The sequence below is a fragment of the Ruegeria sp. CDSC042 genome (assembly GCF_059610745.1).
The window spans coordinates 248,635-263,218 of sequence record NZ_JBXWOF010000002.1; the positions used below are offsets into that span (position 1 = coordinate 248,635).

12 protein-coding genes and 1 tRNA gene are annotated in these 14,584 nt (G+C 57.1%); 7 read left to right on the forward strand and 6 right to left on the reverse strand.

From position 1 onward, the window contains the following. Positions 1 to 16: 16 nt before the first annotated feature. Complete coding sequence (uvrB, locus tag AC2FHX_RS06965; RefSeq protein WP_281972493.1) at positions 17 to 2,203, reverse strand: excinuclease ABC subunit UvrB; 2,187 nt, start codon at positions 2,201 to 2,203, stop codon at positions 17 to 19. A gap of 81 nt (positions 2,204 to 2,284) precedes the next feature. Next, a complete protein-coding gene (locus tag AC2FHX_RS06970; RefSeq protein ID WP_496700810.1) occupies positions 2,285 to 2,764 on the reverse strand; it encodes an SRPBCC family protein in 480 nt (159 codons plus the stop codon). A 158-nt stretch (positions 2,765 to 2,922) separates the two neighbouring features. On the opposite strand from AC2FHX_RS06970, the gene AC2FHX_RS06975 reads away from it, so the two are divergent. Further along, positions 2,923 to 3,234 carry an ETC complex I subunit gene (locus AC2FHX_RS06975; protein WP_142635668.1) on the forward strand — a complete coding sequence of 104 codons (312 nt, stop codon included), beginning with the start codon at positions 2,923 to 2,925 and terminating at the stop codon, positions 3,232 to 3,234. Continuing rightward, on the forward strand, positions 3,235 to 3,723 hold the full coding sequence (locus AC2FHX_RS06980; RefSeq protein WP_496700809.1) for a GNAT family N-acetyltransferase: 489 nt from the start codon (positions 3,235 to 3,237) through the stop codon (positions 3,721 to 3,723). On the opposite strand, the gene AC2FHX_RS06985 is transcribed toward AC2FHX_RS06980, so the two are convergent. Beyond that, positions 3,720 to 4,589 (reverse strand): LysR family transcriptional regulator, encoded by an 870-nt coding sequence (locus AC2FHX_RS06985; RefSeq protein ID WP_496700807.1) that lies wholly within the window; start codon positions 4,587 to 4,589, stop codon positions 3,720 to 3,722. The two genes, AC2FHX_RS06980 and AC2FHX_RS06985, sit on opposite strands and share 4 nt — an antisense overlap. A gap of 103 nt (positions 4,590 to 4,692) precedes the next feature. Between AC2FHX_RS06985 and glyA the strand changes: the two genes are divergently transcribed. After that, entirely contained in the window at positions 4,693 to 6,000 is a 1,308-nt protein-coding gene (gene glyA / locus AC2FHX_RS06990; RefSeq protein ID WP_496700805.1) for a serine hydroxymethyltransferase, read from the forward strand. A gap of 101 nt (positions 6,001 to 6,101) precedes the next feature. Here the strand turns inward: glyA and hutU are convergent, their stop codons facing one another. From hutU to hutI, 3 genes are all read right to left on the reverse strand, one after another. Next, positions 6,102 to 7,775 (reverse strand): urocanate hydratase, encoded by a 1,674-nt coding sequence (hutU, locus tag AC2FHX_RS06995; protein WP_496700803.1) that lies wholly within the window; start codon positions 7,773 to 7,775, stop codon positions 6,102 to 6,104. A 105-nt stretch (positions 7,776 to 7,880) separates the two neighbouring features. Beyond that, positions 7,881 to 9,416, reverse strand: coding sequence for a histidine ammonia-lyase (hutH, locus tag AC2FHX_RS07000; RefSeq protein ID WP_496700801.1), 1,536 nt, complete (start codon positions 9,414 to 9,416; stop codon positions 7,881 to 7,883). Then, positions 9,413 to 10,621: an imidazolonepropionase gene (gene hutI, locus AC2FHX_RS07005; RefSeq protein WP_496700799.1), complete on the reverse strand. Its 1,209-nt coding sequence runs from the start codon at positions 10,619 to 10,621 to the stop codon at positions 9,413 to 9,415. The genes hutH and hutI overlap by 4 nt, the downstream gene beginning before the upstream one ends. A 216-nt stretch (positions 10,622 to 10,837) precedes the next feature. Between hutI and hutC the strand changes: the two genes are divergently transcribed. From hutC to AC2FHX_RS07025, 4 genes are all read left to right on the forward strand, one after another. After that, entirely contained in the window at positions 10,838 to 11,542 is a 705-nt protein-coding gene (gene hutC / locus AC2FHX_RS07010) for a histidine utilization transcriptional repressor HutC (protein ID WP_246097191.1), read from the forward strand. 96 nt (positions 11,543 to 11,638) lie between these two features. Then, a complete protein-coding gene (gene hutG, locus AC2FHX_RS07015) occupies positions 11,639 to 12,442 on the forward strand; it encodes an N-formylglutamate deformylase (RefSeq protein WP_142635683.1) in 804 nt (267 codons plus the stop codon). A gap of 44 nt (positions 12,443 to 12,486) precedes the next feature. Then, positions 12,487 to 13,863, forward strand: a complete 1,377-nt coding sequence (locus tag AC2FHX_RS07020; RefSeq protein WP_496700797.1) for a formimidoylglutamate deiminase — start codon at positions 12,487 to 12,489, stop codon at positions 13,861 to 13,863. Positions 13,864 to 14,488: 625 nt separating this feature from the next. Next, positions 14,489 to 14,566 (forward strand) — tRNA-Arg (locus AC2FHX_RS07025). Positions 14,567 to 14,584: the final 18 nt, after the last annotated feature.

Here is a 14,584-nt window from a genome sequence, read left to right on the forward strand (position 1 = left end):
TCAGTTGCGGGCATGCCTACCGCTTCCTCCGCTTCACATTCCCACCCCTTTGCCCCGGCTTGCCAGCCGTTGACCGTCCACGCGATTTCACCGCGTCTTCCGAGGCTTTCTCGACCGCCCATTGGCGCGCCATGGGGTCGTCGGCGATGGCCAGATCGACTGCTTCCAGGCGTTTGATCTCGTCCCTAATATTGGCGGCCTCTTCGAATTCCAGATTCTCGGCAGCTTTGCGCATCTTGTCGCGCAGCCCGTCCAGATGCGCCTCAAGATTCGCGCCGTGCATCGGTTTGTCGATGGTGGCGGTGACGCGGTTCATGTCGACGTCGCCTTTGTAGAGACCGGCCAGAACGTCCTCGACATTTTTCTTCACCGTTGCGGGTGTGATGCCGTGTTCCTCGTTATAGGCCATCTGCTTGGCGCGGCGGCGGTTGGTCTCGTTCAGGGCGCGCTCCATGGAACCGGTGATCTTGTCGGCATACATGATCACCCGCCCGTCGGCGTTGCGCGCGGCGCGGCCAATGGTCTGGACCAGTGAGGTTTCGGATCGCAGGAAGCCTTCTTTGTCGGCGTCCAGAATGGCGACCAGCCCACATTCAGGGATGTCGAGCCCCTCGCGCAGCAGGTTGATACCGATCAGCACGTCGAACGCGCCCAGACGCAGGTCGCGCAGAATCTCGATGCGTTCCAGTGTGTCGATATCCGAGTGCATGTAACGGACCCTGATGCCCTGTTCGTGCATGTATTCGGTCAAATCCTCGGCCATGCGTTTGGTCAACGTTGTGACCAGCGTGCGATAACCGTCGGCGGCGACCTTGCGCACCTCGTCCAGCAGATCGTCGACCTGCATGCCGACAGGGCGGATTTCGACCTCGGGGTCCAAGAGCCCGGTGGGGCGGATCACCTGTTCGGTGAAGACACCGCCGGTCTGTTCAATCTCCCACTTGGCCGGGGTTGCCGAGACAAAGACGGATTGCGGGCGCATGGCGTCCCATTCCTCAAACTTGAGGGGGCGGTTGTCCATGCAGGAGGGCAGGCGGAACCCGTGTTCGGCCAGCGTGAATTTGCGTCGATAGTCGCCCCGGTACATGCCGCCGATCTGCGGCACGCTGACATGGGATTCGTCAGCAAACACGATGGCATTGTCGGGGATGAACTCGAATAGGGTTGGCGGCGGCTCACCCGGTGCGCGGCCGGTCAAATAGCGTGAGTAGTTTTCGATCCCGTTGCAGACGCCAGTGGCCTCAAGCATTTCCAGATCGAAGTTGGTGCGCTGTTCCAGCCGTTGGGCTTCCAGCAGCTTGCCCTCGCCGACCAGCTGGTCCAGCCGGATACGTAGTTCCTTTTTAATGCCGATGATCGCTTGGTTCATCGTTGGCTTCGGCGTCACGTAGTGCGAGTTGGCGTAAACCCGCACCTGTTCCATATTCGCGGCGCGTTCACCGGTCAGCGGGTCGAACTCGGTGATGGTTTCCAATTCCTCACCGAAGAACGAGAATTTCCAAGCGCGATCCTCAAGGTGGGCGGGCCAGATTTCCAGGCTGTCCCCCCGCACTCGGAACGAGCCCCGTTGGAATGCCTGATCATTTCGGCGGTATTGCTGGGCGACCAGATCGGCCATGATCTGGCGCTGGTTGTATTCACCGCCGACCTTCAGGTCCTGCGTCATCGCCCCATAGGTTTCGACCGAGCCGATACCGTAGATGCACGACACTGAGGCGACGATGATCACGTCATCGCGTTCCAACAGCGCCCGCGTGGCCGAGTGGCGCATCCGGTCGATCTGTTCGTTGATCTGGGATTCTTTCTCGATATAGGTATCCGACCGTGCGACATAAGCCTCGGGCTGGTAATAGTCGTAGTAGGACACGAAATACTCGACCGAGTTTTCCGGGAAGAAGCCTTTGAATTCGCCATAGAGCTGTGCCGCGAGCGTTTTGTTGGGCGCAAGGATGATGGCCGGGCGCTGGGTTTCCTCGATCACCTTGGCCATTGTGAAGGTCTTGCCCGTACCGGTCGCGCCCAGCAGAACCTGTTCTCTTTCGCCGTCGAAGATACCGTTGGTCAGCTCTTTGATCGCGGTGGGCTGGTCGCCTGCCGGTGAGAACTCTGTATGCATGACGAATTCTTTACCGCCTTCCAGTTTCAGGCGGGCGCGGACGTCATCAGCAGTCAGCTGAGTCTTGTCGGAATGGGCGTAAGGCATGGGCAGGCTCCGGGTCAGGCCCCTACATTTGTTCTTATTTTGTCCAACTGCAAGACCTGATCCGAGATAGAAACGGCAGTTTCAGTAATACGCAAACCGATGATCCGGAATTTGATCCGAACGCACCTTTTCTTCAAGCGCTTTCAGGTTGTCACCCAGGACACGCCCCATCATCGCTTTCAGCACAGTCTGCCCGATAAGCCATCCCAATGGACCAAACTTCATTTGATAATCCATGCTCCAGACTACTCTGGATTGGTTGTTGGCAAGGGGTTCAACGACGATTGCTGCATGTGCTTGGGTCAGAGGCATTGCAGACATCTCAGACAAGCGGACACGGTAGCCCCGGTTGATTTGCCAATCCGTGACTTCTTCGACCAGAGACGTCCCATTTTCAAAATGGCATCGTCGTTTCGATCCCACCCCATCCGCACCTTGTGTTAGCGCATCTACTGAAGTCACCTGCGGGGCGAAATCGTCGATATGCATGAACCGGCTCAGAATGGCCCAGATATCTTCGGGTCGGGTATCAATGTCGAGGCTGCGTTCGTGGTGGATCATCTTGCTGTCCTTGTTGTGGCGTTTGAGTGATTATACCATTCCCCTAATGACAGTTTTCGTCATCAGAACATCCTTGTCCTCCGCGACATTTGCCACCTTGTCCCAGGCCTCGCTCTGACGCATAAACAACCTCAGCCAAGTGAGTACGGAGAGGCGACATGCGCGCACGGATCTACCAGCCTTCGCGGAATGCGATGACATCGGGTACGGCCAAGACCCGGCATTGGGTGTTGGAATATGCCCCAGCATCCACGCGCGAGGTTGATCCGTTGATGGGCTGGACGTCTTCCAGTGACACCCAGACCCAGGTGCGTCTGAATTTTGACACCAAGGAAGAGGCGCTGGATTACGCCAAGGACAACGGTATCGACGCACAGGTCAGTGAACCGCATAAACGCAAGCCGAACCTGCGCGCGCGCGGTTATGGCGAGAATTTTGCCACCGATCGGCGCGCACCCTGGACGCACTAAATGATCGACATTCGCGAGACTGACCCAACCTCCGACGCATTGCGCCCAGTGGTCGAGGCGCATTTTGCCCATAGCGAAACCGCCGGGCCAGCCGAGAGCAATCACACGATGGAAGCCAGTGCCTTGGCCGGGCCCGGAATGCGGTTCTGGGCTTTGTATGAGGGTAACAAGGTGCTGGGCTGCGGCGCGCTCAAGGCGCTGCCGGATGGGACCGCCGAAGTCAAATCCGTGCATATCCTTGCCACCGCACGTGGCCGCGGTCTGGCGCGAGTGATGATGACCCATCTTGCTGATCACGCACGGGTCGAAGGGACCTCGGCGCTGGTTCTTGAGACGGGCGCCGATCATCTGTCCTACTACGACGCCGCGCGCAGGCTGTATGAAGCGCTGGGCTATTCCTATTGCGGCCCGATCTACGGCTATGAGGCCGACCCCAACAGCGCCTTCATGCGATTGGATCTAAAGCCCGCAGAAAAGGCCGGTTGTTAGGCACTATCTTCGTTCAGCAATGCCACGACCTGTTGCGTTTCGAGCCTTTGCCGCGTTGCGCCAGGTATCTGGACGAACAGAAAGCGGCCCGTTGGGCAGGTGTATTCGCTTGCAGACTTAAGAGCGCCGCTTGCCAGGGCATCCTCAAGCAAACATAGATGCCCCATTAGAATACCCGCACCTGCCTTCGCTTCCTCCACGGCCAGGCTGTACAGAGAAAACTGCGGCCCGGTCTGAGCATCCTGCAGTTCAATTCCCGTGTTCTGTGACCAGATTGTCCAATCGTCGTTCCAGGTCTGGTCATGCAGAAGGACGGCGTCGCCAAAGTGGTTCATACGTTCAAGCAGGCTAGGCGCGCCGACCGGAGAGATGAGATCGGGGCAAATGCAAATCTGCTCGGGCCCAGCATTGGGTTCGCCAATGAATATGGCCAGATCGAACAATTCCCGATCAAGACTGGGTGGGTTTTCCATCGCGGTCACCGAAAAATTGATATGCGGAAACTGCGCCCTGACCCGGCTTAGCCGTTTCGGTAGCCAAAGCTGCGCAACAGATGGCAAGGCGGCGATATGAAAATCGGCGTTAGGTTTGAGGTTGCGGAGGGCACGCGTCGCCTCGGCCAGCCCGTCGAAGGCCGCAGAAAATTCAGCCACCAGAGAAGCCCCGGCCTTGGTCAGTTCCACCCCCTGCGCATTGCGCCGAAACAGCGCGGTACCTGCCCAGCCCTCCAGTGTCTTGATGTGCTGCGAAATCGCTCCGGGCGTGACGCTCAATTCCTCAGCGGCGGCAACAAAGCTGACATGACGTGCGGCAGCTTCAAAGGCGCGCATTGCATTCAGCGGGGGCCCTTTCGGGCGTTTGGGCATGACACTCATTTCAAGCCTTAGTTTTTCTACGCCAAGAAATAGCAAATCTGCTTTGCGCTGTCACGGAATGGCTGCCACCATGCTGCAAAACGGAGGACGTCCAATGACGCTTGCACAACGAGATTGGGTGCCGAGCACCAGTGAAACCCTGATTCAGGACATAGCGGCCACGACGGCGTCCGCAACGTCTGCCGATTTGCTGGCCCGTATTGAGCAGCTGGCCGAGCAGAACCGAGTGATCCATGAGGAAGAGTGCTTTAACCTCAACCCTGCGACCAATGTGATGAACCCGAAAGCCGAAGCGCTGTTATCCTCTGGCATCGGGTCGCGCCCCTCTTTGGGGTATCCCGGCGACAAATACGAAATGGGACTGGAAGCGATCGAGGAAATCGAAGTGATCGCGGCCCAGCTTTGCGCGGATGTGTTCGATGCCAAATTCGCCGAGGTTCGTGTGCCTTCTGGTGCGATTGCCAACCTCTATGGCTTTATGGCCACCTGCAAACCGGGCGAAACAATCATTGCGCCGCCCGCATCCATTGGCGGGCATGTGACGCATCATGCCGATGGCTGCGCCGGCTTATACGGCTTGCGCACGATTGAGGCGCCGGTGAATGCCGATGGCTATACCGTTGACCTGGACCAACTGCGGGCGCTGGCACGGGCCGAGCGGCCCAAGCTGATTACGATTGGTGGCAGCCTGAACCTGTTCGAGCATCCCGTGTCCGAAGTGCGGTCCATCGCCGATGAGGTCGGGGCCAAGGTCATGTTCGATGCGGCCCATCAATGCGGCATTATTGCCGGGCGCGCCTGGTCCAACCCGCTGGCCGAGGGCGCGCATTTCATGACGATGAGCACCTATAAAAGCCTTGGTGGCCCTGCAGGTGGGCTGATCGTTTCGAATGATGCAGAAATCGCCAAAACGCTGGACGCTATCGCCTTTCCCGGCATGACGGCCAATTTTGATGCGGCGAAAACTGCCGCACTTGCGGTCACGATGCTGGACTGGAAAGACTTTGGCGCGGCCTATGCGAATGAGATGATCGCTATGGCGCAGGCATTGGCTGCGGCTTTGGATGCACAAAATGTGCCTGTGTTCGCTGGGGCCGAGGGCTTTACCAACTCTCACCAGTTCGCTGTGCTGGCTGAGCCCTTTGGGGGCGGGCAGGCGGCCTCAAAAGCCTTGCGCCAAAGTGGGTTCCTTGCCTGTGGCATCGGTCTGCCTGTGGCGGCGGTTGAAGGTGATATGAACGGTCTGCGAATTGGCACGCCCGAGCTTGTCCGCTGGGGGATGACCGCAGGCGATGCGGATCGTCTGGCGGGGTTGATCAAACAAGGTCTGCAAGGCGCGCCGATTGCCTCCGAGGTTTCAGCCTGGAGACGCGCGTTCAATACGCTGTGCTTTGTCCATTAGATCACCGTTTCCAAAAGCAACCGGCGCGCACGGTGTTTGGTGATCGTTCAATCCCGGCCTTCACAAATGAATGGCCGGGATCTGTTCCGCTTGATCCAAACTTAGTTTCCCAGAATTCCAGGCAGGCGCAGCCCGTGTTCACGAGCGCAATCCTTGGCCAGGTCATAACCCGCATCGGCGTGACGCCACACGCCCGAGGCAGGGTCGTTCCACAAAACGCGCTCCAGGCGTTTGGCAGCATCATCGGTGCCGTCGGCGCAGATCACCACACCCGCATGCTGGGAAAAGCCCATGCCAACGCCGCCGCCATGGTGCAGAGATACCCAAGTCGCGCCCGAGGCGGTGTTGACCAGTGCATTTAGCAGAGGCCAGTCCGAGACCGCGTCAGACCCGTCCTTCATCGCTTCGGTCTCGCGGTTGGGCGAGGCGACTGAACCGGAATCCAGATGGTCACGACCAATGACTACCGGCGCGCTTAGCTCGCCCGTTCTGACCATCTCGTTAAACGCCAGACCCAGGCGATGTCGGTCACCCAGACCAACCCAGCAAATACGCGCAGGAAGGCCTTGGAATGCGATCCGTTCGCGCGCCATATCCAGCCAGTTGTGCAGATGCGTGTTATCGGGCAGCAGTTCCTTGACCTTTTGATCGGTCTTGTAGATGTCCTCGGGGTCCCCCGACAAGGCCGCCCAGCGGAACGGGCCAATGCCACGGCAGAATAGCGGACGGATATAGGCAGGCACAAAGCCCGGGAAGGCGAAGGCGTCTTCCAGACCTTCCTCAAGCGCCATTTGCCGGATGTTGTTGCCGTAATCGACGGTTGGAACACCATCATTGTGAAAGGCAACCATCGCCGCGACCTGCACCTTCATCGAGGCGCGGGCTGCCTTTTCCACTTCCTTCGGAGCGGTTTCAGCCTTGGATCGCCACTCGGCTACGGTCCAACCTTGAGGCAGGTACCCATTGATCGGGTCATGCGCGCTGGTCTGATCGGTGACGATGTCGGGCTTGACGCCGCGCTTGTGGATCTCGGGGAAGATATCGGCGGCATTGCCGATCAGCGCCACGGATTTGGCTTCGCCCGCTTTGGTCCAACGCTCGATCATATCCAGCGCCTCGTCCAGGCTGTGGGTTTTCTCGTCGACATAGCGCGTGCGCAGTCGGAAATCGGCGGATTTCTCGTCGCACTCCACGGCCAGACAGCAGGCACCCGCCATCACAGCAGCCAGTGGCTGAGCACCGCCCATACCACCCAGACCCCCGGTCAGGATCCAACGGCCTTTCAGACTGCCACTATAGTGCTGGCGTCCTGCTTCCATGAAGGTCTCATAGGTGCCTTGGACGATGCCCTGCGACCCGATGTAAATCCAGGAACCCGCAGTCATCTGGCCATACATCGCCAGACCTTTCTTATCCAACTCGTTGAAGTGATCCCAATTCGCCCAATGCGGCACCAAGTTCGAGTTGGCAATCAGCACGCGCGGTGCGTCCTTGTGGGTTTTCACGATGGCGACGGGCTTTCCCGATTGCACGACCAGGGTTTCGTCCGCTTCCAGATCTTTCAGGCTGTCGACGATCAGGTCGAAATCCTTCCAGGTTCGCGCGGCCCGGCCTATGCCGCCATATACTACCAGCTCGTGCGGGTTTTCTGCCACGTCGGGATGCAGGTTGTTCATCAGCATCCGCAGTGGTGCTTCGGTCAACCAGCTTTTGGCATTCAGTTCGGTCCCGGTTGGCGGATAGATGTCCCGGCTGTTCTTACGAGGATCGCTCATCGGTCATTCCCTTCAGATTGGATGGAGCCCGACAGGGCAAGGGCATTGAAGTTTTCAATCATGTGTCTCGGCTGCGGTCGCGCGCCATCATGGCAAAGACCGCCATCAGGTAAGGCCCGGCAAAGAGGCGTTCAGTGCGTTCAGCAACGCACCCGAAGCGACTAATTCCTTTGCCGCTTTCAGGTCGGGCGCCATATAGCGATCCTCTTGCAGGCTCGAAACATCCTCGCGCAGCCGTGCGATGGCCTGTTGCAGCAACGGGCTCGTCTGGAGGGGTGCGCGGAATTCGATGCCACGCGCGGCACAGAGCAACTCGACCCCAAGGATATGGTTGAGGTTTTCGACCATGCGGGCCAGCCGCCGCGCACCATGCGCTGCCATCGAGACGTGATCTTCCTGATTGGCGGAGGTGGGTGTTGAATCGGTGACACATGGGTTGGCCAGATGCTTGTTCTCGCTCATCAAAGCGGCTGTCGTCACCTCGGCAATCATCAGGCCGGAATTCAATCCGGGTTCAGGTGTCAGGAAGGGCGGAAGATCGAAGCTGAGCGTTGGATCGACCATCAGAGCAATACGCCGTTGACTGATCGCGCCAATCTCGGACAATGCCAGCGCAATCATGTCAGCAGCGAACCCAACGGGTTCCGCGTGAAAATTACCACCGGACACGATCATATCCGCTTCGGTCAGCACAAGTGGGTTGTCTGTTGCAGCATTCGCTTCGATCAAAAGGGTCTGTGCGGCCTGTCGCAGGACATCCATCGCCGCACCAGTCACCTGCGGCTGACAGCGGATGCAATAGGGATCCTGAACACGTGTATCATCATCCCGGTGGCTTTCTCGAATTTCGGATTGCGCCAGTATCTCACGCATCGAACCTGCCGCTTCGATCTGGCCACGATGTCCTCGCAGCGCATGGATTTCGGGCTGCAGCGGAGCCGTTGAACCCATGATGGCATCGGTGGACATGGCCGAGATGACAAGCGCATTGCGCACAGCACGCCAGACTTCGAACAGACCGGCAAGCGCATAGGCCGTTGAAAACTGTGTGCCATTGATAAAGGCCAAACCTTCCTTGGGGCCAAGCTCGATCGGGGACAGGCCAGCCTTTGCAAGCGCCTCGGCGCCCGGAAGAATTTCGCCTTTATATTCCGCCTCTCCCTCACCGATCACTACTGCGGTCATATGTGAAAGAGGTGCCAGATCGCCTGACGCGCCAACCGATCCCTGATTTGGAACAACAGGGGTGACGCCTTTTTCCAGCATGTCTTGCATAAGCTTGATCAGTTGCCAGCGGACGCCAGATGCGCCACGGCCAAAACTCAATAGCTTAAGAGACATCATAAGCCGAACCATCCGGCGGGGCATCGCGTTTCCTACGCCGCAGCAATGGCTGAGGATCAGATTTCGCTGCAAAGTGGCGGTGTCTTCAGATTTGATCTTGAGACTGGCCAATTTGCCAAAACCCGTGTTGACGCCATAAACCGGTACATCACCCGCAGCGGCGATAGCGATCCGTTTTGCGGCCGCCTCGACCGCAGGACGACACGTCGGATCAAGTATGACCGAGGCTTCATCCCAATAGATGGTTTCAAGCTGAGGCAGAGTAGCCTGCCCGGGCGCCAGAGTGAGAGTTGTCACGCTTGACCTCCAAAGATGCGTTTGTGAAGCGGGTTGAACCCGATACGATAAGAAAGCTCGGCCGGACGGCCCACATTCCAGACCGCCAGATCGGCCCGCTGACCCGCTGCGATCATACCGCGATCACTCAAACCAAGGGCACGCGCTGCGTTACAGGTTACGCCCGCAAGTGTTTCCTCTGGCGTCATGCGGAACAGGGTGCAGCCCATATTCATGGTCAGAAGAAGAGATGTCAGGGGGGATGATCCCGGATTGCAATCGGTTGCCAGTGCCATTGGGACATCGTGTTTGCGCAGAAACTCAATCGGAGGCTGACGCGTTTCGCGCAGAGTATAGAACGCACCGGGCAGGATTACGCCCGCTGTTCCCGCCTGGGCCATGGTGATCACGCCGTCTTCGTCAAGATACTCGATATGATCCGCAGACAATGCGCCATAGGAGGCGGCAAGCTGCGCCCCGCCCAGATTAGAAAGCTGCTCGGCATGCAGTTTAAGCGGAAGGCCAAGCGCAGCGGCGGCGTCAAAGACACGGGCGATCTGTTTGGGCTGAAAGGCGATCCCTTCGCAGAATCCGTCAACCGCATCGACCAGCCCTTCTATATGGGCGGCCCGCAAGGTCGGAATGACGACCTCGTCGATATAGGCGTCATCGCGCCCCTTGTACTCTGGCGGAGTCGCGTGGGCGCCCAGATATGTGGTTTGAACAGAAACCGGGCGACGTTTTCCAATTTCGCGCGCGGCGCGCAGCATGTTCAGCTCTGTCTGTTGTTCTAGCCCATAGCCGGACTTGATTTCGATAGTGGTCATGCCCTCTTGGATCATCGCGTCGACGCGGGGCAATGCACTTTCTATCAGCTCTTCCAGGCTGGCGGCCCGTGTCGCTTGAACGGTTGCGTTAATACCGCCTCCGGCGCGCGCAACCTGTTCATAGCTTGCACCATTCAGGCGCATTTCAAACTCTTGGGCGCGGTCGCCGCCAAATACAACATGGGTGTGGCAGTCGATCAAACCGGGCGTCACAAGGCGTCCGTTCAGATCCTCGGCCTCAAGCTCGGTATATTCATCGGGCAGATCGCGTCTGGGTCCGACCCATTCGATAAACTCACCTGATATTACGATGATGCCATCCTCGATTAGCCCATAAGGGCCCTGCTGGCTGGCTTGTGTTGCAATTTTTGCGCCACGAAGGGTTGTTTTACCAGTCATGAGAATCTGATCCCAAGTTGCAATGCTTCTGAAATAGGTATACTGATTACTGCATAATGTGTACACAAAATAATGAAAGGCATCGCGCCGAAGCCGCCTTCTTGGAGTCAAATTAGGTGGAGGTCTTAGGTGCGGGGCAGAGTTACATGCTTCATTGCAGATGTCTTATGTGTATGTATAAGCCAAATAAGGCTGGTTTTTGAGTTGGGGAGTTTTATGGCAAGACCTCAGGGGAACATGAGCTTTCGGGACATCAAGCAGGTGGTTTTGGATCGAATCCAAACCGGTATCTGGAGCCCGGATTCCATTTTGCCAAGCGAGATGGATTTGGCCGCTGAATTCTCAAGTACACGAACAACGGTCAACCGGGCGTTGAGAGAGCTTGCCGAAGAAGGATACCTGGAAAGAAAACGCAAGGCCGGCACGCGGGTTCTGAATTCTCCCATCAGAAAGGCGCAATTTGCGATCCCTTTGGTGCGTGACGAGATAACGGCCACCGGTGCGGCCTATCGGTACTCTTTGGTGGACCGAGAGGTGCAACCCGCACCGTCCTGGCTGGCATCACGCCTCGACCTGAAAAAAGAGCAGGACGTCTTGCACCTGCGATGTATGCATTATGCCGACAACGTAGCGTTTCAGCTTGAGGTGCGATGGATTGTTGCCGACGTTGTACCTGAAGTGTTGGAGGAAAGTTTCGAACAATCGGGGCCGAATGACTGGTTGGTTAACAGGGTGCCATTCAGCAATCTGGAGCTTAGTTTCATGGCGACCAAGGCTGATGGTGAAATCTCCAAGTTCCTGGACACGCCACCTGGCGACCCGATCTTTACTGCCGAACGCATTACCTGGCTGCGTCGCGCGCCGGTGACATATGCCAAGCTTTACTTTGCGCCGGGATACCGGATGACGACGCATCTCTGATCTGACCGGAGTCCAGCTTTTGGGGCGGTAAAAAATGTCGGTTTTCGTCGGTCCGCCGAATTATGGGCTGACAGAACATCAAACAAAGGGAACGCGATGGCTGTTCAGAATCTGATGACGTTTAAGGCGGGTTCAACGCCGATTTTGCTGAATGTCCCACATGCCGGAACCTTGCTGCATCCGGAGGTAGAACGCCGTTTGCGACCCGCCGCGCTGGAGCTGAAGGATACGGATTGGCACATGGACAAGCTGGCGCTGCCTTGTGCCGAATTGGGTGTGGGTGTCATGGCGGCGCAGTATTCGCGCTATGTGGTGGACCTGAACCGTTCAGCTGATGACGCGCCGCTTTATTCCGGTCCGACAACCGGCCTGATATCGCAAATCGATTTTGACGGTCAGCCGCTTTATCTGGAAGGGCAAGAGCCAGATGGGCAAGAGACAAAGGCGCGCATCCAATCCTATTGGGCACCGTATCATCAGGCGCTCAAGGCTGAGATTCTGCGGATCAGGGCGCAGTTTGGCACCTGCATACTGTTGGATCTGCATTCCATCCGTTCCGAGGTGCCAAGGCTGTTTGATGGGGTGCTGCCGGATTTGAATCTCGGCACAAATAGCGGGGCCAGCACAGCCGCGCGCTTTGAGGCCTGCGCCGAAAGATCGCTGGGGTCCGGCCAATACAGCTTTGTCAAAAACGGCCGCTTTAAGGGAGGCTATATTACCCGGCACTATGGCCAACCCGACCAGAACATTCATGCGCTGCAACTCGAAATTGCACAGTCCACCTATATGATCGAGCACGCCCCTTGGGACCTTGTGCCCCCTAAGGCAGAGATGCTTGGCGCCGCGATCAAGAACCTTGTTACCGCGTTGCTGGATGAGGTTAACACCACCCGTGGATGACCCAAACAGACTCGCCGATACGGCATCCAAGTAAAGGAAAGTGGATGACAACTGGATTTCATTTCAAACAGGCACTGACGGACCAGGGCTGGCTTAGCAATATCTCCGTAACCGTTACGGAATCTGGTGAGTTCGGAGCACTGGTCGCGGACGACAATCCCAACGCCTATCCGGTGATTGAAAGCCCGGTTGTGCCAGGCATGCCCAACCTGCACAGTCATTCCTTTCAATACGCGATGGCGGGGTTATCAGAAGTGCGCCGGAATCCGGTCGACAGCTTCTGGTCCTGGCGCGAAATGATGTATTATTTCGCTCATAACGTATCGCCCGAGGACCTGCAGGCAATCACTGCCAAGCTGTATATGGAATTGCTCAAAGGCGGCTATACCGAGATTGTCGAGTTTCATTATCTGCACAACGAAGAGGATGGAGCGTACTACGCCCGACCTGAGGAGCTGTCTTCTGCTATTGTCTCTGCTGCAGATCGAACGAGCCTCAGCCTGACGCATCTTCCGGTGTTTTATGCACACGCAAATTTCGGTGGCGTGTCTCCGCAAGATGCTCAGAGGCGTTTCACCAATGCACGTGATCAATACGCTTTGCTGATCGAAACCCTGAAGCAGCAGCATGAAAAGCTTAACCTCGGAATCGCGCCGCATTCCCTGCGCGCCGTAACCGAGGATGAAATGTCATGGCTTATGGAGCTTCGGCAAGACCAGTTGCCGAGGTGTCCAGTTCACATCCATGTGGCCGAACAGACTAAAGAGGTGGAAGACAGTATCGCCCATAGTGGCAAACGCTCTGTTTCGGCGCTGATGGACCAGGTCCAGATTGACGCCGCGTGGTGCCTGATCCATGCCACCCATCTGGATGACGCCGAGGTTGCGGCCATTGCCGCTTCGGGCGCGACCGTAGGTCTGTGCCCGCTGACGGAATCAAATCTTGGAGACGGGATTTTCCGGGCGGTCGATTTCGTGGCAGCAAATGGCCATTTTGGTATCGGCTCGGACAGCAATATCTGTACCCAGGCAGTTCAGGAGTTGCGCACACTGGAATATAGTCAGCGCCTGCTGCACCGGCAGCGCAATGTTATGTGCTCCAAGGACATGCCCAATGTCGGCGGTTATCTCTGGCAAGCCGCCGCCCAAGGTGGAGCACGTGCAGCCGGGCGCAATATCGGCCGTATCGCAGAAGGGTGCCGTGCTGATTTTGTAGAATTGTCTTACGATAGGAATGGTCTGATGGCGGCGGTGTCGCCCAAAGCCGTGCTGGATTTCCACATGTTCTCGGGTCAGCAGGCAGAAATCATTGCCGTCTATGTTGCTGGTCAAAAGGTCATTGAAGATGGTCAGCACCCCGATCACGAGTCCATCGACGCCGGATATATTTCCACCATGCGTCGGTTGGCGCAAAAACTATGATGAAGGGTGAATAGAACCAACGGAACTCATTACTGCGCGAGCTTAAGAACCTTGGGGCACTTGGTGCTGGTCAGGCTGAAAACATTGTCCGAGATCGCCAAGGAATTTTCTGTCACCCAGCCCATTGGATTCGAACATTCCAGTTGGTTCGCGCCTTCCGTACCTTGTCACATCAATTGCGCGCGTGATGCTGGCGGATCTGAGCGAAACGGAACTGGATCACCGTACCCCCCAATGACGGGTCTGGGCATGTGTGCGGTGCTATTAACAATTCCGGCCACCGCAATCAGCTGGGATCTGCGGAAGATCTGATCAAACAGGTCTGCCACTGCGCGGCGCAATATCAAATTGCAGTGATGCAGGTGGCGGCATCCCAGTTTGCCGATGTATTCCGTCATCGTGACAGGCTGCATAAGCGGCCTGAATTAGTCTGGTAAGTTCGACTCGGTTAGGGCCTTTTGAGGCATGGCTTCGAGGTGCAGTTCACCCAGCAATCAAGGTACCTGTATAAGCTTGCTCCGGTCAGAGATAATGCTGAAATCAGAGAGGTTTTTTGCCCCAAAACCTCATCTCTCCATCAAGTTGACAAGGCGAGGGATTTGGCTGATACAGCCAGAATATGAGCGGGCCGTTAGCTCAGCTGGATTAGAGCAGGGAACTTCTAATTCTCAGGTCGGGGGTTCGAGTCCTCCACGGCTCGCCAAATGCACAATTCCTAATT

Bases quoted from the DNA above. Each gene is read 5' to 3' on its own strand.
- hutI (WP_496700799.1), bottom strand. From the start codon at position 10,621: ATGACTGGTAAAACAACCCTTCGTGGCGCAAAAATTGCAACACAAGCC.
- AC2FHX_RS07020 (WP_496700797.1), top strand. From the start codon at position 12,487: ATGACAACTGGATTTCATTTCAAACAGGCACTGACGGACCAGGGCTGG.
- hutC (WP_246097191.1), top strand. From the start codon at position 10,838: ATGGCAAGACCTCAGGGGAACATGAGCTTTCGGGACATCAAGCAGGTG.
- AC2FHX_RS06985 (WP_496700807.1), bottom strand. From the start codon at position 4,589: ATGCCCAAACGCCCGAAAGGGCCCCCGCTGAATGCAATGCGCGCCTTT.
- hutG (WP_142635683.1), top strand. From the start codon at position 11,639: ATGGCTGTTCAGAATCTGATGACGTTTAAGGCGGGTTCAACGCCGATT.
- AC2FHX_RS06980 (WP_496700809.1), top strand. From the start codon at position 3,235: ATGATCGACATTCGCGAGACTGACCCAACCTCCGACGCATTGCGCCCA.
- hutU (WP_496700803.1), bottom strand. From the start codon at position 7,775: ATGAGCGATCCTCGTAAGAACAGCCGGGACATCTATCCGCCAACCGGG.
- AC2FHX_RS06975 (WP_142635668.1), top strand. From the start codon at position 2,923: ATGCGCGCACGGATCTACCAGCCTTCGCGGAATGCGATGACATCGGGT.
- AC2FHX_RS06970 (WP_496700810.1), bottom strand. From the start codon at position 2,764: ATGATCCACCACGAACGCAGCCTCGACATTGATACCCGACCCGAAGAT.
- uvrB (WP_281972493.1), bottom strand. From the start codon at position 2,203: ATGCCTTACGCCCATTCCGACAAGACTCAGCTGACTGCTGATGACGTC.
- glyA (WP_496700805.1), top strand. From the start codon at position 4,693: ATGACGCTTGCACAACGAGATTGGGTGCCGAGCACCAGTGAAACCCTG.